Annotated in this window: 14 protein-coding genes; 3 read left to right on the top strand and 11 right to left on the bottom strand. The window is 45.0% G+C overall.

The window, feature by feature from the left end; genetic code table 11:
- Positions 1-169 precede the first annotated feature (169 nt).
- The 9 genes from putP to L5M18_RS08310 all read right to left on the bottom strand — a co-directional run bounded on the left by putP (position 170) and on the right by L5M18_RS08310 (position 10,472).
- Positions 170-1,621 (bottom strand): sodium/proline symporter PutP, encoded by a 1,452-nt coding sequence (gene putP, locus L5M18_RS08350; RefSeq protein WP_263196547.1) that lies wholly within the window; start codon positions 1,619-1,621, stop codon positions 170-172.
- A gap of 157 nt (positions 1,622-1,778) precedes the next feature.
- A complete protein-coding gene (locus L5M18_RS08345) occupies positions 1,779-2,483 on the bottom strand; it encodes a DUF3379 domain-containing protein (protein ID WP_113940703.1) in 705 nt (234 codons plus the stop codon).
- Entirely contained in the window at positions 2,476-3,039 is a 564-nt protein-coding gene (locus L5M18_RS08340; protein WP_006085483.1) for a sigma-70 family RNA polymerase sigma factor, read from the bottom strand. Before L5M18_RS08340 ends, L5M18_RS08345 begins: the two co-directional genes overlap by 8 nt.
- Before the next feature lie 72 nt (positions 3,040-3,111).
- Positions 3,112-4,833, bottom strand: a complete 1,722-nt coding sequence (locus L5M18_RS08335) for a BatD family protein (protein ID WP_263196546.1) — start codon at positions 4,831-4,833, stop codon at positions 3,112-3,114.
- On the bottom strand, positions 4,827-6,878 hold the full coding sequence (locus L5M18_RS08330; RefSeq protein ID WP_263196545.1) for a VWA domain-containing protein: 2,052 nt from the start codon (positions 6,876-6,878) through the stop codon (positions 4,827-4,829). The genes L5M18_RS08335 and L5M18_RS08330 overlap by 7 nt, the downstream gene beginning before the upstream one ends.
- Positions 6,878-7,897 (bottom strand): vWA domain-containing protein, encoded by a 1,020-nt coding sequence (locus L5M18_RS08325; RefSeq protein ID WP_263196544.1) that lies wholly within the window; start codon positions 7,895-7,897, stop codon positions 6,878-6,880. The genes L5M18_RS08330 and L5M18_RS08325 overlap by 1 nt, the downstream gene beginning before the upstream one ends.
- Positions 7,891-8,535 carry a DUF4381 domain-containing protein gene (locus L5M18_RS08320; RefSeq protein WP_263196543.1) on the bottom strand — a complete coding sequence of 215 codons (645 nt, stop codon included), beginning with the start codon at positions 8,533-8,535 and terminating at the stop codon, positions 7,891-7,893. The genes L5M18_RS08325 and L5M18_RS08320 overlap by 7 nt, the downstream gene beginning before the upstream one ends.
- 2 nt (positions 8,536-8,537) lie before the next feature.
- A complete protein-coding gene (locus L5M18_RS08315; protein ID WP_263196541.1) occupies positions 8,538-9,491 on the bottom strand; it encodes a DUF58 domain-containing protein in 954 nt (317 codons plus the stop codon).
- Between the two features lie 24 nt (positions 9,492-9,515).
- Complete coding sequence (locus tag L5M18_RS08310; RefSeq protein WP_028761051.1) at positions 9,516-10,472, bottom strand: AAA family ATPase; 957 nt, start codon at positions 10,470-10,472, stop codon at positions 9,516-9,518.
- 262 nt (positions 10,473-10,734) lie between these two features.
- Between L5M18_RS08310 and fadI the strand changes: the two genes are divergently transcribed.
- The 3 genes from fadI to L5M18_RS08295 all read left to right on the top strand — a co-directional run bounded on the left by fadI (position 10,735) and on the right by L5M18_RS08295 (position 14,825).
- Positions 10,735-12,045, top strand: coding sequence for an acetyl-CoA C-acyltransferase FadI (fadI, locus tag L5M18_RS08305; RefSeq protein WP_263196539.1), 1,311 nt, complete (start codon positions 10,735-10,737; stop codon positions 12,043-12,045).
- Positions 12,046-12,050: 5 nt separating this feature from the next.
- Positions 12,051-14,171 carry a fatty acid oxidation complex subunit alpha FadJ gene (fadJ, locus tag L5M18_RS08300; protein ID WP_263196537.1) on the top strand — a complete coding sequence of 707 codons (2,121 nt, stop codon included), beginning with the start codon at positions 12,051-12,053 and terminating at the stop codon, positions 14,169-14,171.
- A gap of 453 nt (positions 14,172-14,624) precedes the next feature.
- A complete protein-coding gene (locus tag L5M18_RS08295) occupies positions 14,625-14,825 on the top strand; it encodes a hypothetical protein (protein WP_259560658.1) in 201 nt (66 codons plus the stop codon).
- A 380-nt stretch (positions 14,826-15,205) separates the two neighbouring features.
- Here the strand turns inward: L5M18_RS08295 and L5M18_RS08290 are convergent, their stop codons facing one another.
- Both L5M18_RS08290 and L5M18_RS08285 read right to left on the bottom strand, forming a co-directional pair.
- Positions 15,206-15,613: a hypothetical protein gene (locus L5M18_RS08290; protein ID WP_198572770.1), complete on the bottom strand. Its 408-nt coding sequence runs from the start codon at positions 15,611-15,613 to the stop codon at positions 15,206-15,208.
- A gap of 109 nt (positions 15,614-15,722) precedes the next feature.
- Positions 15,723-19,955 carry an EAL domain-containing protein gene (locus tag L5M18_RS08285; RefSeq protein WP_263196534.1) on the bottom strand — a complete coding sequence of 1,411 codons (4,233 nt, stop codon included), beginning with the start codon at positions 19,953-19,955 and terminating at the stop codon, positions 15,723-15,725.
- Positions 19,956-20,176: the final 221 nt, after the last annotated feature.

The following is a 20,176-nucleotide window of genomic DNA, read 5'->3' as shown; positions in this document are numbered from 1 at the left end:
TAGTATGCTTGAATGGTCTGGCCAGATGCTTGATATGAAGGGCTTTTGGTGCTGCTATGGGTTTCAATTGAAGTTAACGGTTTGTAATGGTGCGTAGGGTATTTAAAAGGATACAAAATGTAAAAAGCGCACACTTGTGCGCTTTTAAACATATGGAAACATATCTAGATTAGAGTGCAGACTTAAATTGTTCGAATTCTGTCGTTACTTTTTCACTTGGAGCAGAGAATTTACTGACTAAAATACCCGCAATAGTCGCGAATATAAACCCAGGAAGGATTTCGTATACTTCAAAAATGCCACCAGTGAGTTGCTTCCAAATCACCACGGTTAATGCACCGACAATAATAGTGGCGATAGCGCCATTACGGCTGTATTGCTTCCAAAACAGGGATAACAAGACTACGGGACCAAAGGCCGCACCAAAGCCTGCCCAAGCATAACTCACTAGGCTAAGCACGCTACTTTCAGGATTGAGGGCAATCACACCTGCAATCACAGCGATAGCGAGTACACCTAAACGACCTACCATCATTAGCTCGCGATCATCGGCCTTTGGGCGCAACCATTTACGGTAGAAATCTTCGGTAATGACACTTGAGCAGACTAAGAGTTGTGAGTCGATAGTACTCATGATTGCCGATAAAATAGCGGCGATTAATAGCCCACCAATCCATGGGTTAAACGCCGCTTGAGCTAAATGGATAAACACTGTTTCAGAATTGGCTAATGGCTCTTTGGCGAAATAGAGCGAGCCTGCGATACCTGTGGCTAACGCGCCAATGAGAGATAACACCATCCAGCTCATGGCAATACGGCGTGACAAGGGCAGGGCATCGGCACTGCCTATCGCCATAAAACGCGACAAAATATGTGGCTGACCAAAATAACCTAGGCCCCATGCGAGCAAAGATAACATGCCGATGGCAGTGGTTTTGTCATTGACCAATGCCAACATTGCGGGATCAATCGTTTCAATACCTGCATGGCTTTCGGGGTGAGCGAAAACGGCAAAAGGGACAATCAATAGGGCGATGAGCATTAAACTGCCTTGGAAAAAGTCAGTCCAACACACGGCAAAGAAACCGCCAATAAAGGTGTAACCGACTATGATGGCCGAGCCAATCACGAGGGCTGCAGTGTAATCAAGCCCAAAGACCTTCTCAAACAAAATCGCGCCACCGACCATGCCAGAGGAGGCATAGAAAGTAAAAAACACCAGAATAGTGATTGCAGAAACGAGCTTGAGATAGCCTTGGGTATCGTGGAAACGTTTCTCGAAAAAATCCGGTAAAGTGAGGGCGTTATCGGCGAGTTGGGTATAAATGCGCAGTCGTTTGGCAACAAATAACCAGTTTAGCCAAGCACCAATAATTAATCCTACGCCAATCCAGGCTGCACCTAAGCCGCTTAAGTAAACTGCGCCGGGTAACCCCAGTAACAGCCAACCTGACATGTCAGATGCACCCACGCTGAGTGCGGTCACTGCGGGGCCCATTTTGCGGTCACCTAAAATATAATCATCAACAGTATCGGTAGCACGGTAAGCCCAAAAACCTATGCCCATCATCAATACTAAGTAACCAACAAATGTGATTAAAATCGGGGTTTCAATCGTCATCTTGCCTTTTCCCATCTTTTTATTATTAAAAGTGGCAAGCATGCTACCAGATGTTTGAACGTGCGCCCATTAGCAGATGTAAGTGTGATTGAAATCTAACCTCCGATAACATGAAAATATCGGAGATTGATTTTTAAATGCAATTTATAACAATAGCTTAAATAAATATATTCTTGATTTCGTCTTTTATATAGCGAAGGTCAGCTTGATCCTCACCTATGAGCAAAATAAATGCATCGGGCGTTTCAAAGCCCATCCCTTGATATTTACCGTCGGCGAAGGTTTTATCCAACACCATACGTTTCTCGAGTGGCACGATAAAGAGTGTCACCTTACTTTGTTCGCCCTGAAGAACTAAGTGCAGGCTTTTTACCCCTTGAAAATCGCAATAAGAGGTGTAATACACTTTGCCCGGTTGTTGGGTAAATTTGGCATTGCCAAAGTCTTTTATCGACGCAAGCTGGGCATTGACTTGACTAAAATTGACATTTTGATCGACATGCAAGGCAATATCTTCATGGTAGACATGGGCCAGTGCATGTTCAGCCAAATCAATAGGCCCTAAGCGTAATAGGCTGAAGCTGATGCCTACCACAAACGCGACCGAGGCTGCCATGGCCACTAAAAAAAACGTTTGCCGGCGCTGTTTATGGTGCTGTTGTAACTGCTGACGCAAAATGAGTTTGTCGGCGAGATCCTCAGCCACATCCACTTTCAATGCGTTGCTCAGTTTGGCATCAAGGTTTTTAAGCTCATTGATTAGGGCTTGGTTTTCTGGCTTTGAATTGATCTGCGCCAGAAAGTCAGCATCTTGATTATGAGGATCTTCATAAGCTTGACGTCTAAATTTAAGCTCATCCATTGGATTGACCTCTCACATCATTCTTCTCAAGTAATTCTTTCAATTGGCTCCTCGCCCGAAATAAACGCGTCATTACGGTGTTGCGATTGAGCTCCATCAGCTCGGCGATTTCATCGCCGCTAAAGCCACCAATGAGCTGGAGTAAGAGTGGTTCGCGGTATTCGATATCCAGCTTGCCAATTTGTCGACGGATCAGATATTGCTCGGTCTGCTCTTCACTGCTATTGGAGATATTGTCCTCTAAGGTATCTTGCTCAACGTCGGAATAATCGAACTGTTTACGCTCGAAACGCCGCGCATTTTCACGCCTAAGAATCGTGATCAGCCAAGCTTTCGCCGCTTTATCATCCTTGAGGGAATCCAAAGAGCGCCACGCCCGCAAGAAGGTTTCTTGGGTAATGTCTTCAGCCACGTGCTTATCGCCGCATAACCAATAGGCGTAGCGGAAAATGTCTGCATGTAGCGCCTTGACTAGGCTGTTGTATCGTCGTTGTTTGCTTAGCATGTCAGAAGAGACCGCAGGCTCGACGGATTTCTTGCGCCAGTTAGCAAACATTTTTTATCTTTGGGCTTTTTGGCTGAATATTTAGCATAGTAGCACTCGCTTCTTTGTCATTAACCCCATCATTTATTTAGGATTTAGTGTGCTTAATGGCGCTGATTTTGGGTTTGAATGTTTATGCTCACAGGCCTTAACCGCGTTAAGTAAGGCGGTACATTCGGCGCTTAAGTGGCTATTTGTATTGTTAGAATTCGCACTGCTCGTATTAGCACTGTCAGTATGGTGGCTCTTATCGGCCTTCGCACTGTAGGCTTTGATTTGCAGTTGCTGTATCGCTGCTGCCAGTTGTGGTGACTGCTCAGCAATCTTATCTAATGTCATAGGCGTTTGCTGTAACTCACTGAAATATCGCTGCAATTGCAACATAATTCGACTCACATCGCCACTGGCGCAGGCTTGCTCTAATCCTTTCAAGCCAGAGGCAGTCACTGATTGTGCTGAACTGATTGAAGAGTTTACTGAAATTTGGGCGGCCGTTTGATTTTTTAAGGCGCGGCGCCAAGCGACTAAGGTGATAATCCAAGCGATTAGAGTGACCAGCCATAGCGCAGCAAAAACCGTGGCTAGCCAAGACCAGCCCTTATCGACCGCTGAGTTGGTTTCCCATGTTGGTTGAGCTGGCGTATCACTGACAGCACCACCTTCAACGATTATGGTACGTGCGGGCAGCGTTGCAGTTTCTTGACGTTTAAGGCGCGGATTCCACCAAGGCACTTTGATTTCGGGCAAGGTAAAGGTGCCCGCTTTGCTGGGAACGATTGCCGAAGTAATACTGTACTGCGAAACAATTTGTGCATCGCGCACAAAGGTCTGCCGCTGGGGTTTTTCTGGGTATGACTTAAGCTCATTGGGCAGAGTTTGCACTATATCAGGCAGACTATTTTCATCGGCATTGGAAGCCAACAGCGTAATAGTGCGGGTGATAGGGCTACCGACGGTAAACTTTTTAATATCCTCTGGGAAGTTTTCTTTTAGCGCTACTAAATCGGCAACCAGCCATTGGCCTTGGAAGCTTGCTGGTGCGGGATTCACTTGAACTGTCAGTGAGGGAGCGCCTGCTTGCATTGGGCGGCTTTCATTAAAGCCAAACATGCCGCCGCGGCGTTGGGATTCTACCAACACATCGCCAGCAAAGGTTGCACCTTTGATATTCACTTGGCCGGGCAAATCGGGAATGATGCCATAGGTGCGTTCAATCACGCGGTAACGTCGGCCATCGACTATCTCTGAACCATCCCTATCTTCTCCGATTTGTTTGATCTGTGCGCCTTCGATTACTGGTGCACTCAATACGCCCCTTTGTAATTCTACCGCCAGATAGAGCTTCACCTTGTAGGTAATGAGCTGCCCAACATAGGCTTCGTCGGTCGAGACTTTGGCGTCAATGAACAGATTGTTCATTTGCGCGGGCTGGCTACCGGTTTCGACCACTTTGAGAGGAATAGGCGATGAGCTGACGCCGTCAATACTAAAGGCTGGAATGGTTAACTGGCCTTGTTGTTTTGGCGCGAGCAGTACTTGCCAGCGGGTTTCTTTGACCGCATCGAAGTTCATGATTTGCGTGCTGCGACTCACGCTAGTACGGCCGACAATAAAATCTTTCAGTAGTGCGGATGTGTCAAACTTTCCGGTATCGACTTCGTCATCGACACTGATGTTGAGCACAAAGTATTCGCCCTCCATCACAGGGTTGCGATCGACCGAGGCCTCAATTTTGCTAAGTGCAAAGGCGGGATGAGCCACTCCGATGGCAAGGAGTAGCAGGATAAAAAATTGTCTCGTCACCACTGTTCGTTATCCTTTGATATTTGGCCATTTTGACGGCGTTTTTGATATTCCAACTGCATCTTGTTGCGCAGTAACACTTGCGGGTCTTCACTCACGCCCCTCAGTGCTCGTTGCATTTCTGCGGGCAGTGGCTCGCTATTGGTTGGCGGTGCCTCGACCGATTCACTCATCGCAGCCTCTTGTTTATCTTGTGCATTTTGCTCAGGAGCTTCTTTGGCGGCAACGCTTTGCTTTTCTTGCTCAGCTGACTTTTGCTCTTCAGCATCGGCTTTAGCCTGCGCTTGCATCTTAGCTTCATTATCTACCGGCTCATTTTCCTGCTGAGCTTGTTGATCCTGTTGCGCTTTATCTTCAGCGGGACCTTGCTGAGCTTCATTCTGCTTGTCCTGAGCATTGCCATTTTGCTTATCTTGCTCAGACTGTTGCTCATTCGTTTTTTGCTGCTCAGGGCTTTGCTCAGAATTGGCATCGTCCTGTTGATCCTGAGACTCTTGCCCTGCTTGATCTTGCTTATCTTTCTGAGCGCTATCTTGGTCAGATTGCTGTTTATCCTGCGACTTTTGGTCACCAGACTGTTGATCACCTGATTGGGGATCACCGGACTGTTGATCCCCTTGTTGATCTTGGTTCTTATCCTGTTGCTTGTTTTTACCTTGCTGTTGTTGCTGTTCCTGCAATAACTTTTCAGCAAGTTCAAGGTTGGCCTTCGCCGCAGGGAAATCAGCTTGTTTCTCAAGCGCGGCTTGATAGCGCTCCTTGGCCTTATCGGGTTTACCGAGTTGCATCAACGCATTGCCTTGATTGTAGAGGCCTTGGGCTGAGCTATCTTGCTCGAAGGTTTTTAGTGCTTGCGCAAAATCACCAGCTTTATATTGGGCGCTGCCACGCCATTGGGGCGACTCAAACTGCTTAGCGGCGTTTGCGTAATCTTGGGATTGATAGGCCTGCATCGCTTGTTGATCTGTGGTTTTCCACACATTGTCCCAGGCATTGTCCCAGACACTGGCATGGGCTGGCTGAGGCACAGCCGCGAGCAGTAAGCTGCCAGCAAGAGTGACAAATCCAACACTGGTCACGATTCCTTGTCTAAAGCTGAAAAGGGCGGGTAGCAGTAATAATAAGGCGAGGTAAGGACCGAGATCCTGCCAAGTTTCACCATCAAGATCTGTGGCTTTCGCATCGCCAGCATCGCTTAACCATTGCTGTAATTGGGCGAGATCATTACCGTCGGTGCGATTCTGGATCAGAACGCCTTTGTTATTCACGGCCAGTTTTTGTAGCAGAGCGAAATCAGTGCTGGCCACAACGACTTCGTTGCTGCTGTCGCGTTGTAATTGTCCATCGGGTAGACGGATTGGCGCACCTTGGCTAGTGCCAAAAGCGACGACGGCGAGGCGATATTGGGTGCCACTTAATGCCGAGTTAGCCTCATCAAACTGGGCAGCAGTTATGCCATCTGTCATCAGGATAATATCACCGCGAATATGCCCACCTTGAGCCAGTAGCGTTTTGGCTTGGGTCAAGCCTGCCGCTAAGTTTGAGCCACGAACGGGCATGATCTCAGGACTTAAGGTCGGCAGTAAATTGAGTAATGTGCTGGTATCACGGGTTAATGGGCTGATAGTAAAGGCATCGCCGGCAAAGGCGACTAAACCTGTTTCACCTTCTTTAAGATTACGCAGGAGATCCGTTGCCCTAAATTTAGCTTGGGTTAACCGATTCGGCGCAAGATCGGTGGCGAACATAGATACGGACATGTCCATCACCAGTACGCGGCCTTGCTCTGCGGCAAACACAGGTAAGGATTGTTTATTCACGGCAGGTCCGGCGAGTGCCAATGTCGCAATCAACCAAGTGAAGGCTAATAAATGCAACGGACGGCGGGATTTCTTATTACCTTGGGAGACCAATATCTTGGCTAAGTGCGGCGCAATATAACGATTCCAAGCGCTGTGGCTCTCGTGTTGCCGCCATAAACTCAACAAGGCTAAGGCTAGCGGTACTAGTGCGAGTAGCCATTCGGGACGAATAAAATGTAGGCTCATTATTTGATGTTCCCCTGTGAAGTGGTTGCGACAGAGGGTTTAACGCGGCGCGCTGCAAACAGTGGCAATTGACCTAAGGCAATCCACAGACTCGTCAGTAATGCTAGTGCCAGCGGCCAGTAGAACAGATCTGCCTGCGGACGATAGCTTAATTGATCGCGACTCACAGGTTCGAGTTTATCGATTTCTTGGTAAATCTGGTCTAGCTCTTGGCTGTTACGGGCGCGAAAATAACGGCCGTGGGTGACGTCGGCGATATGCTTAAGTTGGTTTTCATCCAGATCCATCGAAGGATTAACCCGCTCGCGGCCAAAGAGTGTGCGGCGCTCCATTACATCTGCGCCCACACCAACCGTATAAATAGTAACTTTACGATTAGCGGCAATTTGCGCTGCTTGCTCTGGTTCGATATTGCCAGCGTTGTTAGAGCCGTCGGTCAATAAAATCAATACTCTATTACTCTCGTCCATTTTATCGAAGCGTTTTACCGCTAGAGCGATAGCTTCACCTATGGCGGTTTGCTTACCGACTAAGCCAATTTGTGCTTCTTTTAAAAATTGCGCCACTGAACGTCTGTCTTGGGTCAGCGGCGCCTGTAAATAGGCGTGATCGGCGAAGAGAATTAAACCGATACGATCACCTTTGCGGCGCTCGATAAAGTCACTGACGACGTGCTGAATTAAAGTAAAACGGTCGACGGTTTTGCCATTCACCACCATGTCTTCAATCTGCATACTGCCGGATAAATCCACCGCCATCATCAAATCTCGGCCTTGGCTTGGCAGTTCGATAGGTTCACCAAGCCATTGTGGGCGAGCAATAGCGAGCACTAACAGGCACCACATCAGCCAGTAGCGTTTGCGGCTCTGGCGCGTGTTGGCCGCTAAGCTTTGTTTACCGGTTTGGCTTATTCCGGGTAATTGCAGCCGGCCACCATCCACTTGTACTGTGTATTGGCGCCAAAAAATCAAAGGTAAAGGCAATAATATCAATAGCCAAGGCCATGCAATTGTTAACATTGTGCCTCCGCTTTTTCAGTGTCAGTTTGCTGGGTTGGCGCTTGGCTTTTAGCTTGAGCGTCGCCACTAGCTTGAATGTAGCCCTTAGCTTGAACAAGATTCGGCTCAGGCGCACTCAGTTTTACTTTTGATGCCAACCAAGCCTGTGCGAGTTGATGCAATTCATTGGCTTCAGCTAAGGTCAATGGCGTTGCCTGATGGCGTTTGGCTAATAAGGGGCCGATACGTTGGCGTTTATGCTCGGGTAAATAGCTGTCTAGCCAAGCCGCCCAAGCTTCGCCATCTAAGGAGGCTATTGCTTCTCTGCTGAGGTAACTTATGGCGGTGCGCTTTAATAGGCTGTTGACGTCAGAGGCATAGGAAGTCGCTTGTCTATCGAGCTGATTGAGTAACTGTTTAGCGGCTTTTTTTGGCGCTAAGTCACGGGCGCGTTTTCTTAGCCAGATAACTAAGAGTGTGATGAGGGCAATCACAAGTGCTAAAACCAGCCAATAACCGATTGCCCAAGGCCAAGCGCCGATCGGATCGGGATGAATAATATCCTGCAGTTGTGCAAGGGCTGGGTTTGACGCCGTAGAAGGCATAGGTACTGTTGCCTGTGGATTTGCTATTTCTGAATTCACTGTTGCTGGATCCATAGTTAACGCAATAATTCCAATTGATGGGCTAGGGGAGCCCCCGCATCTATGAGCTGGGTGCGTACGCGCAGTTGCTGCATCATGGCGATAAAATCGTTTTGCTGACGTAACTGAATGTCGAGCCAAGCCTGATAACTGTGGCGGGTAAGCACTAAGTTCTCATCCCCATCCCGTACCGGCAAATTAAAGTTGTGCGGTAACGGCAGTGTGCCTTGACGCAGAGGATCGGTAATAAGATAGGCACCCACATCGCAATGACGCTTAAGCTCGGTGAGAGGCGCGATACATTGGGGACTAAAATGGCTGCCATCTGTCACGATCCAAACTAAGGAGCCGGGTTTGGCGATACGTTGTAATCGCTGACAGGCACGCAGGATATGGTCAGGATCGCGCTGGCCACTGCCAACATGATTGAGCTGATTTTCGTGCACACGGCGCAGGCCTGAGATCAATTGCAATATGCCTTGACGACGGCTGCGGGGTTTGAGCTCTAAATGCTCAGACTCGCAGGCGATCAAGGCGCCGAGCCGATCGCCATGGTTAATTGCATTCCAACCTAAGGTGGTCGCAAGGTGTCCTGCTTGCACTGATTGCAGCAATAAACTCGAACCAAAATAGAGGCTTTGGCTCAAGTCGATTAACAATAAAATAGGGCGCTCACGTTCTTCGACAAATAACTTAGTGTGAGTTGTGCCTGTACGAGCGGTAACGCGCCAATCAATGGTGCGCACATCGTCGCCCTGTTGGTAGTGGCGCACCTCGGCAAACTCCATGCCGCGGCCTTTGATTAAGCTGCTGCGATGGCCCGCTAAATTAGCGCGGGCACGGCTATAACGCTCAGGCATAGCTCGGGCGATATTTTGGCACGCCAGCAGCTCTTGCTCGGTTAAATGCAAGCCATCGGCAAAAAGCGGCAAGCCATCGACCGAGGCTGAGAGTCGCGCTGTGTCACTCATCTTATTTCACCTTTATCTTCACCGTTAAGGTACTGCAACTTGACTTAAGATGTGGTTGATCACGTGATCGCGGCTGACACCTTCGGCCTGTGCTTGGTAGCTAAGTAGGAGTCTATGGCGTAATACATTTGGCGCAACAGCTTGAATGTCTTCCGGTGAAACAAAGTCCCGCTCGTGCAGCCAAGCGCGGGCGCGGGCACAGCGTTCTAATGAAATAGTTGCGCGCGGGCTGACGCCGTACTCAAGCCACTTAGCTAAGTCTTCGCTGTAACGTAAAGGCTCACGGGTCGCCATCACGATTTCGACTATGTACTTTTCGAGCGGCTCGGCAAGATAGATTTCCATGGCTTCGTCACGGGCGGCAAACACATCTGCTTGTGCAATCGGCTCAGTGGTTGGCAATTCGTGGGTCAGCGCTTCTTTGCGGGATTGACGCAGAATTTCGATTTCAGTCTCGCCGCTCGGGTAATCAAGGTTTAAGTGCATCAGAAAACGGTCAAGCTGTGCTTCGGGCAGCGGATACGTGCCTTCGTTCTCTAATGGATTTTGGGTGGCCATCACTAAAAACAGCGGCGGTAGCTTATAGCTGTGCTTACCAACTGTGACTTGGCCTTCGGCCATGGCTTCTAATAAGGCTGACTGAACTTTGGCTGGGGCACGGTTAATTTCGTCCGCCAAGATTAAATTGTGGAAAATCGGTCCGGCTTCAAATTCGAAGGTGCCAGTTTGCGAGCGATAGATATCTGTACCGGTTAAGTCGGCGGGCAGTAGATCTGGGGTAAATTGAATGCGGTGGAAATCGCCCTCAACCCCGTCACATAAGGCTTTCACCGCACGGGTCTTGGCCAGCCCCGGTGGTCCTTCAACTAATAAGTGGCCATTGGCAATTAAGGCAATGAGCAGATTTTCGGTCAATACTGGCTGCCCTAAAACAACCTTATTTAGGTAAGTGCGTAATGCGTGGAAGCGACTCAAAGGCATGATGCTACTCGTTTTATTATGTTGAAAATACGTGTGTGGGCTATAGACAACAGCTATGGTAAAGAATTCCCTTAGGGTTTGGCTAGTGTTAAAAAAACAAACAGGTGTTTAAAACTTGCTGACAAGAAGTTAGAATCAGATCACACTTTAATGGTCAGACCTGTTATTGGGCGTTTTTCGCCGTAAAACAATGGGTCAAACACGGAAATCGATAGCGCCGCCTGAAATCTCTCAGCGATTGCGCACATAAAGAGGGTGACAAATGAGTGATAGACAACAGGTTACGAACGCCAAGGGTGAACGTATCGCCATTGTAGCGGGTTTAAGAACGCCCTTTGCAAAGCAAGCCACGGCATTCCACGGCGTATCGGCGCTCGATATGGGCAAAATGGTGGTCAATGAATTATTGGCGCGCTCAGAACTCGATCCTAAGCTGATTGAGCAATTAGTGTATGGACAAGTGGTGCAAATGCCGGCTGCACCTAACATTGCCCGTGAAATCGTACTCGGTACTGGCATGAATGTGTCGACCGATGCCTATAGTGTCACTCGCGCCTGTGCAACTAGCTTTCAATCTGCCGTCAACGTGGCCGAATCTATCATGACAGGCAATATCGAAATCGGTATTGCGGGCGGCGCCGACTCTTCCTCTGTATTACCTATCGGTGTATCGAAAAAATTAGCCCATGCGTTAGTCGATCTGAATAAAGCCCGTAGCTTTGGGCAAAAGTTACAAATTTTCCGCCGTTTAGGTTTAAAGGATTTATTACCTGTGCCGCCTGCGGTGGCAGAGTACTCAACGGGCTTGTCCATGGGACAAACCGCTGAGCAAATGGCAAAAACCTACAATATTAGCCGCGCCGATCAAGATGCTTTAGCGCACCGCTCGCACACCTTAGCGAGTGAAACTTGGGCTTCGGGCCATCTTCGTGACGAAGTGATGGTTGCCCATGTGCCGCCGTATAAACAGTTTATCGATCGCGATAACAATATCCGCGAAAACTCGGTACTGGAGTCATACGCTAAGTTGCGCCCTGCATTCGACAAACAGCATGGTACTGTGACGGCGGCCAACAGCACGCCACTGACTGACGGTGCCTCAGCGATTATCCTGATGAGTGAAGGTCGAGCTAAAGCCTTAGGTTATCAACCGATTGGCTACATTAAGAGCTATGCCTTTAGCGCCATTGATGTGTGGCAAGACATGCTGATGGGGCCCTCTTACGCGACGCCACTGGCGCTGAAACGTGCTGGAATGGAACTAGAAGATCTTACCCTGATTGAAATGCATGAAGCCTTTGCGGCGCAGACATTAGCGAACATGCAGATGTTTGCTTCGAAAAAATTTGCCGAAGAAAAACTTGGCCGTAACCGCGCCATTGGTGAAATCGACATGAGCAAGTTTAACGTGCTCGGCGGCTCGCTTGCCTATGGTCATCCTTTTGCTGCAACGGGAACCCGTTTGATCACGCAAGTGTGTCGTGAGCTTAAGCGCCGTGGTGGTGGAACTGGCCTAACAACAGCCTGTGCGGCTGGTGGTTTGGGCGTGGCTATGATACTAGAAGTGGAGTAATCGGCATGGAAAAGACCTTTAATTTAACCCGCCGCGACGACGGCATTGCCATCCTGACTATGGATGTTCCTGGCGAAAGCATGAACACCCTAAAAGCGCAGTTTGGCCCTGAAATCAGTGAGATTCTGGCCGAGATCAAAAGTGATTCGAGCATTCGCGGTTTAGTGCTGATCTCAGGCAAAAAAGATTCTTTTGTTGCGGGCGCAGATATTTCTATGCTCGATGCCTGTAAAACGGCGGGCGATGCCAAAGCCTTATCCCAGCAAGGCCATGTGGTTTTTAATGAGCTAGAAGCCTTAACTATTCCTGTGGTTGCCGCAATCCATGGTGCCTGTTTAGGCGGTGGTTTAGAGTTAGCCTTAGCTTGTCATCAAAGGGTATGTAGCGATGATGGCAAGACTATGCTCGGCGTACCGGAAGTTCAACTTGGCTTATTGCCAGGCGGCGGCGGGACTCAACGTTTGCCACGTTTAGTCGGCATTACCACCGCCTTAGATATGATGTTGACCGGTAAACAAATTCGTCCTAAACAAGCCTTGAAAATGGGCTTAGTGAATGATGTTGTGCCGCAGACGATTCTGTTACAAACCGCAGTTGAGATGGCGCTTGCGGGTAAACGTGCACCGAAACCAGTTAAGAAGTCACTCGTTAATCAAGTGCTTGAAGGCACGAGTTTCGGCCGTAACATTATTTTCGATCAAGCGACTAAGCAGGTCGAAAAGAAAACCCAAGGTAATTATCCTGCGCCTGCCAAGATCATTGACTGCGTGCGTCAAGGGATTGCGAAGGGGATGCAAAAAGGGCTAGAAGTCGAAGCCAGTCATTTTGCCGAATTAGTGGTATCGAAAGAGTCTGAAGCGCTGCGCAGTATTTTCTTCGCGACCACAGAAATGAAGAAAGAAACTGGCGCTGAAGGTGCAAGCCCGCGTAAAGTGAAAAAAGCGGTGATCTTAGGTGGTGGTTTAATGGGCGGAGGCATCGCCTCTGTGACGACCACTAAGGCTAAAATCCCTGTTAGGGTCAAAGACATCAGCGAAAAAGGTTTAAGCAATGCATTAGCCTACGCTTATAAGTTGTTGGATAAAGGGGTAAAGCGCCGCCATATGACGCCTGCTGCCCGTGACAACTTAATGGCACTGATGACTACAACCACTGAGTATAAAGGCGTTAAAGATGCCGACATCGTTGTGGAAGCGGTATTTGAAGACTTAGCGCTTAAGCATCAAATGGTGAAAGACATTGAGCGTGAGTGTGGTGAGCACACTATTTTTGCGTCAAACACCTCATCTTTGCCTATTAGCCAAATCGCCGAGGCGGCGACACGTCCAGAGAACGTGATTGGTCTGCATTATTTCTCGCCAGTAGAGAAAATGCCGCTGGTGGAAGTGATTGCCCATGCTAAAACGTCGCCAGAAACCATTGCGACCACGGTCGCATTTGCCCGTAAGCAAGGTAAAACACCGATAGTGGTGCAGGATGGCGCGGGTTTCTACGTGAACCGTATTCTTGCGCTCTACATGAACGAGGCCGCGCAATTATTACTTGAAGGCCAAAGTGTTGAACATCTGGATAAAGCCTTAGTGAAGTTTGGTTTCCCTGTGGGCCCCATTACTTTACTCGACGAAGTGGGTATCGACGTGGGCGCTAAGATTTCACCAATCCTCGAAAAAGAATTGGGTGAACGTTTTAAAGCGCCAGCGGCTTTTGACAAGCTTTTGGGTGACGATCGTAAAGGCCGTAAAAATGGTAAAGGTTTCTATCAATACGGCGCATCGAGCAAGAAAGCTAAAGCTGTCGATGAGAGTGTTTATGGCGTGTTAGGCATTAAGCCTGGCACCAATAAAGACGCAAAAGCGGTTGCCGAGCGTTGTGTCGTACAAATGCTCAACGAAGCGGTGCGTTGTTTAGAAGACGGTATTATCGCATCGCCAAGAGATGGTGATATTGGCGCCATTTTCGGTATTGGCTTCCCGCCATTCCTCGGTGGCCCATTCCACTATATTGACACTTTGGGCGCCGCGAACTTAGTGCGAATTCTTGAAGGTTATCAAAGCCAATTGGGTAGCAGATTCGAACCTTGTGAGCGCTTAAAAACCATGGCTCAAGAAAACGCGCACTTTTTCTAAGTTTCAGTGAATCTAAGTCATAGTTAATCTATGTCTTAGCCAATCAAGGCTGAACAAAAAAGCGGCAGATCATTGCCGCTTTTTTTATTGCCATAAGGCATGTTTTTGCCTAAAAAATGTTCATAACTTAGATGTGGATCTTGTATAATCCGAGCGCTTGATCGAGAGAGCCGTGCTCAGTTTTCTGTACTATCTGTACTATCTGTACTATCTGTACTATCTGTACTATCTGTACTATCAGTGCTCAGAGCTATGTGTTCTGTACTGAGAGCGTAGCAATGAATGAGCACTACTCGTTTCTGCACTGTGCGGAGTACATTTATCCTGCTGTTAAAACGGCGTATTTAACATGTGCATCAATCAGCAAGACTACGCGAGGAGCATCCGCATTTTGATGGGGATTAATTTCCCTATATTTATGATTTTTTTTGTTATTTTTTAAAGAGGTGGTTTGTGGCTTTGCTGGTTATCTTTATCGCATTAATCTCGGCTTGGTACTTCGGCTTAGCTGCATTTACCGCAGGCCTTTCTGTTACGCATTGGACATTACTGGGTTTTGTGCTAGGGCCTTTGGCTTATCCGCTCTTTACGACACACCGCCATTTAGCTTTGAGGAAAATCCGTTGTAGTGAGGAAGGGATATTAAATAGCTAATTTATCAATATTTTATGTAATTTTCATGACTACATGACTACATGACTACATGACTACATGACTACATGACTACATGACTACATGACTACATGACTACATGACTACATGACTATTAGTTAGTACTTTTATATTCACTTAAAACTAAAGGGAGTCAATGCTCCCTTTATTGTTTCTAAGCTGCGCTAACTTAATTCACTATCACTGTACATGAGTTAGACTCATGGCTACAGAACTTAAATTAGTTCCACCAACCTTTTGCAGAAATCACTTCAAGGTGATTCAAGCCTTCAGGCAACTTAACTTTTTTACGCGCTGGCTTGGATAAACCAAGTGCTTTTTTGATTGAATTCAGCATTTTAGCTCCTTAATAAAAATTTTTATTAAGCAAAAGTTGTTTCGGTAAAACGAACATTTGGTACCGCAGCAACATCAATTGATTTGAAGCGAACATTTGGTACTGCAGCAACTTCAGTTTGTTTGAAGCGAACGTTTGGTACCGCAGCAACTTCAGTTTGTTTGAAGCGGACATTTGGTACCGCAGCAACTTCAGTTTGTTTGAAGCGAACATTTGGTACAGCAGCAACTTCAGTTTGTTTGAAGCGAACGTTTGGTACGGCAGCAACTTCAGTTTGTTTGAAGCGAACGTTTGGTACGGCAGCAACTTCAGTTTGTTTGAAGCGAACATTTGGTACTGCTGAGAAGGTATCTATGCTATCTAAGGAAGTAAGATTGCTTACAGCAGCAAGCGATGATGTTAATGCTACAACAGTTAATATTCCTTTAATCATTCTAATTATCTCTCAGGGTAGTTAATATTGATTTATTATTGACACTAATAGCGCTGTTGCACTTGTTGTGCCAATGTTGTAAATCAAAATCAAATTGAGAGTTAAATGATTAGGTAATGTTGCTATTAGTGTTTGGCTTTACCATGTCTTCTTGAAGTAGCTGAGTAAATTCGGTCTCTTTTATGGCCTTGCTAAAAATATAGCCTTGAATTTCTTCACAGTTAAGTGCCCGTAAAATGTTCAATTGTGCTGCTTGTTCTACGCCTTCACCCACAACAGAAAGCCCCATGTTATGGGCGATGGTGATAATAGAATCGACCATTTTGAGATCGCGATCAGATTTATCTATATCGTCAACAAAGGCTTTGTCAATTTTTAAAGTATGAATAGGAAAGCGTTTTAAGTATGAAAGGGACGAGTACCCAGTGCCGAAATCATCGAGTGCTAAACTGACGCCCATTTTAGCCAATTGCTGCATGACAATAATTGCCGTTTCAGGCTGTTTAATGACGGTTCCCTCAGTTATTTCTAATTCAAGATGACATGCGGGGAGTTTAGTGAGTCTTAATATTGACTCTATTCGCTGTTGAATATCAGGCAGTGCAAATTGACGTGACGATAAATTGACGGCGACTCTGCCGCTGAATATGCCTTGTTCACGCCATTTTTGCGCTGCGAAACAGGCCTTGCGTAAGACAATTTCACCTATTTCAACAATCAAACCGTTTTCTTCAGCAAGTGGAATAAAGTCATTGGGGGGAATTAAACCATGTATTGGATGATTTAATCTGACTAAAGCCTCCATACCTGCAATTTTACCGCTTTTAAGATCAACCTTAGGTTGATAATAAACTTCAAATAGATCATCTTTTAAGCCTTCACGGATAAGATTTTCTATTTCTAATTGCCTAATTGCATGTTGGTTCAAGGACTCAGAATAAAACTGGTAGCAATTACCTCCCGCAGACTTAGCATGGTACATAGCAATGTCAGCCTTTCTCAGTAGTGCTTGCTCGCTTTGCTCATCTTCTGGGAATAGCACTATGCCAATACTTAATCCTAGGACTAGCTGTTCATTGCTAACGTCAAATGCAGGTTTTAATCCCTCAATAATACGGTTAGCAATCGCAGCGCTGGCGCTTATATCTGAACTCTTGTCTAATACAATGGCGAATTCATCTCCGCCTAGACGATAAATACTGGTATTTTTAGGAAGTAAGGACTTAATGCGGGTAGCAACGAGCTTTAATAATGCATCCCCAATTTGATGGCCTAAGGAGTCATTAATACGTTTAAAATTATCAAGATCAAGCACCATAAGCGCATGAGCTATTTCTCGATTCACTAGGTTATTTAAGGTCACTTGTAAGTTGGATCGATTAGGTAGTCCGGTTAAGAGATCGTTATTGGTTAATTTTCTAAGTTCTTCTTCTTGCTGCTTACGTCTTGATATATCAGAAAAAACACCGACATAGTGTGATAATTCGCCTAACTCATCATAGATAGCATCGATAGTGAGTTCCATATGGAAGTGACTGTTATCTCCTCTGGCTGCTTCGACTTCATTTGCCCAGCGACCTTGCTGTTTTAACATAGTTCTAATTTGGGTGGAGAAGGTTTCTGGATATAAATCAAATGTGAGTAAGTTGCCAATAAAATCAGTTCGGTTACGTAATGAAATTTTACAGCAAGCTTCGTTGACTTCGACAAAACGGTATTCGTTGTCGAGGATAAACATGCCTTCCGAAATGTTTTCAATTGCTTTTTCAAAGAGTTTTAGTTGTTCTTCCTTTTGTTTAAACTGACTAATATTTTTAATCGTTCCAGTCATTCGCAGGGCATTATCTTTGTCATCCCGCTCTACAATTTTGGCACGGTCTAAGATCCATACCCAATTGTCGTCTTTGCCTTTTACCCTATATGCGGCTTCAAAATGATCTGTTTCACCATAAAAATGCTTATTAAGCGCTTCACGAACACGTTCCTGATCCATAGGATGTATATTACTCTCTTCATCCGATTTTCCAGAACGATGCCCATCACGGGGAAATTCAAGAGCTCCCCAGATATTGGAGCGAAAAATATTGCCAGTTTCTATGTCCCAGTCCCACATTTCATCACCACTTCCCCAAAGGGAAAGTTTTAATCTTTCTTCGCTGAGCGCTATTTGGCGTTGCACTTCTCTTTTTCGTAATATAGCTTTAATAATAAAAAAAGTTATTAGCAATGTAGTTATGAAGTAAATTAATTTTGCCCAATAAGATAGCCACCATGGAGGCGATATATAAATGTTAAGGGAGTTTACTGGACCTTTTGCTCCGGTGACAGGGTTTTCACCAAATACATTAAAAATATAATGACCAGGTGAGAGGTTTGTGTAGGTTGCAGAGTTTGTACCTTTTGCAGTAATCCATGTATCAGATAGGCCATTTAGGTTATAAAAGTACTCAATATTTTTATGACTTGACTTCGGAGAGTTGAACTTCAATGTAAATGGATAGTCTGAATATTTTAATTCAATTATTTTTGATTTTGATATACTTTTTTCTAGTGGGTTATCGCCTATATTAACAGTTTTATTAAATACTAAAAGCTCACTGATATTGGTGTTTATAACATTGTTTTCAATATAAGATATTGCATTGGCTTTATTTATGGCACTAACGCCAGTTATTCCACCAAAAAAGAAACTGCCATTCCAGAATATCCCACTCTGATTATTGTATTCTTCTTGACTACCATAGTCAGTCGTTAGTGTTAGTAATTTCCCATTTCTGCTTAAAATTAACTCATTTATGGAAGATGCCATAAAGTCATTACTATTATCAATTGCGATTGAGTAAATTGGTTTGTTTGAGTTATAAATTTTATTGATTTCTAACGTTTCTTTATTAGTCGAATAGATTGAAGTTCTAGTTCCAAAAAGATATTCATTTGGTGTCTCAGTTATGCAATAAACAAAATCATCATCAAAAATTGTTTTTTCGTTGCCGTTAGTATCTATACTTACCAATCCACCTTGAGTAGCAAGTAGAAGTGTGCCATCCAGAGTCTGTTGAATTTGGAATATTGGGTGCTTATTCTTTAGTGATAGTTTACGAATTTTTTTTCTATCTAGTAGATCAATTATGTATATGTCTGACTTACTTGTTCCTACAATTAACTCGGTTCTTTTTTGGTTTTTAAATAGAGTGACAATACTATCGCTTAATAGTGTTGTTTTTAAATCCCCATTAAACTCATAAAGGCCATTGTTACCTCCAATGATGAAAGAGTCTCTGTTCCTTATAATATATTTAGGTCCTGATATTTCTGTGTCTATTTTATCCTTGAAGATAAAGTTTGAATTATATATTTCTACTTCACTACTATCATCAGATGTCACAATTTGTTCATTGTCTAATAAGCTTATTGACCAGATGTTTCCGATAGGGTTTATTAGGGACTTTACAACATTGCTGCTGTCTCTGATTAGAATGAATCCCATATTTAATGAAGGAATTATTGTATAGTTATTCGTCCTATAGGCTTGAACTTGATTAGTGATTTCTTTCTTTTCTAATACATAACCTTTTGATGTTACCTCTGATGATTCAAGGTTTGTTTGTATTACTTGACCATCAATCACTGCTAGACCTGTATACTCACCAGCAAGAAATTTCGGTATGTCTTCTGATATTTTTTTATAAATACCATCTGATGTTAAAATATAAACTCCACTTTTGCCTTTTACTATGTCTACAGATTGTAGGGATAAAATAGTAGTTGTTGAATCTTCGTGATAATGAATAGTTTTACCATCATGATTTCTTACAATGTAGCCGTTATTAGTCTTAATTGCTTTCTTTATGAAGCTAAAGCTTTCATCTTGATATGTTTTTATTATTTCTAAATTATCTTTTCTAATATCAATGATCTTGTTTTTAGTACCTATAGTATAAATTTCACCATTGTCATTTATAGACCATATGGCTTCATTTATTTGTTCCTGTTTTTTGAAGGATTCAAGTGCTGAGTCGTAAACATTTAAACCATTGTCAGTTCCAACTAACATTGTTTTATTGTCAAATAATAGGCTTTGAATAAATGAACTAGATAGACCAGAGTGATCATGTGCAAAAAAATGCTTAAATTCTTCACCGTCGAATCGATTTAATCCGTTCAAAGTACCAATCCAGATGTAACCATCATTATCTTCAATGACCGATGTAACTGTACTCTGGGATAGGCCTTCTGGGACGCCATAAGACTCAGTTTTTAAAGCGATTGGTAATTGTTGCGCTTCTGCGGTCGATAGGAAAATAGCTAGAAGAAAGAAAATTCTCAAGAGTGCTTTAGGCATAGTGTTTGTTCTTATTATCCGAGGATGCCATGAAACAATTGTGTTACATCACTTTTCCAGAAAGTGAGCGGTTTGTCAAAGTAGAGTCCGCAGAAAATCCTTTTAACAGCATGTAGATGCAGTAAAATTGTTCGGTGCTGAAGTGGTAGAACATGGGCTAGCCATGTTTTACATCAGGATTACGTCCAACACTGAAAGATACGACTATAGTTGGACTGATT

The organism is Shewanella sp. SM20, from assembly GCF_025654545.1.
Lineage (GTDB): Bacteria > Pseudomonadota > Gammaproteobacteria > Enterobacterales > Shewanellaceae > Shewanella > Shewanella oncorhynchi.
Note: the sequence above shows the minus strand (reverse complement) of the source record. Positions and strands in the feature narration are given on the sequence as shown.

Coding starts and splice junctions, on each gene's coding strand:
- fadI (WP_263196539.1), top strand. CDS start 10,735: ATGAGTGATAGACAACAGGTTACGAACGCCAAGGGTGAACGTATCGCC.
- putP (WP_263196547.1), bottom strand. CDS start 1,621: ATGACGATTGAAACCCCGATTTTAATCACATTTGTTGGTTACTTAGTA.
- L5M18_RS08290 (WP_198572770.1), bottom strand. CDS start 15,613: ATGATTAAAGGAATATTAACTGTTGTAGCATTAACATCATCGCTTGCT.
- fadJ (WP_263196537.1), top strand. CDS start 12,051: ATGGAAAAGACCTTTAATTTAACCCGCCGCGACGACGGCATTGCCATC.
- L5M18_RS08325 (WP_263196544.1), bottom strand. CDS start 7,897: ATGTTAACAATTGCATGGCCTTGGCTATTGATATTATTGCCTTTACCT.
- L5M18_RS08345 (WP_113940703.1), bottom strand. CDS start 2,483: ATGGATGAGCTTAAATTTAGACGTCAAGCTTATGAAGATCCTCATAAT.
- L5M18_RS08285 (WP_263196534.1), bottom strand. CDS start 19,955: ATGCCTAAAGCACTCTTGAGAATTTTCTTTCTTCTAGCTATTTTCCTA.
- L5M18_RS08320 (WP_263196543.1), bottom strand. CDS start 8,535: ATGGATCCAGCAACAGTGAATTCAGAAATAGCAAATCCACAGGCAACA.
- L5M18_RS08330 (WP_263196545.1), bottom strand. CDS start 6,878: ATGAGCCTACATTTTATTCGTCCCGAATGGCTACTCGCACTAGTACCG.
- L5M18_RS08315 (WP_263196541.1), bottom strand. CDS start 9,491: ATGAGTGACACAGCGCGACTCTCAGCCTCGGTCGATGGCTTGCCGCTT.
- L5M18_RS08340 (WP_006085483.1), bottom strand. CDS start 3,039: ATGTTTGCTAACTGGCGCAAGAAATCCGTCGAGCCTGCGGTCTCTTCT.
- L5M18_RS08310 (WP_028761051.1), bottom strand. CDS start 10,472: ATGCCTTTGAGTCGCTTCCACGCATTACGCACTTACCTAAATAAGGTT.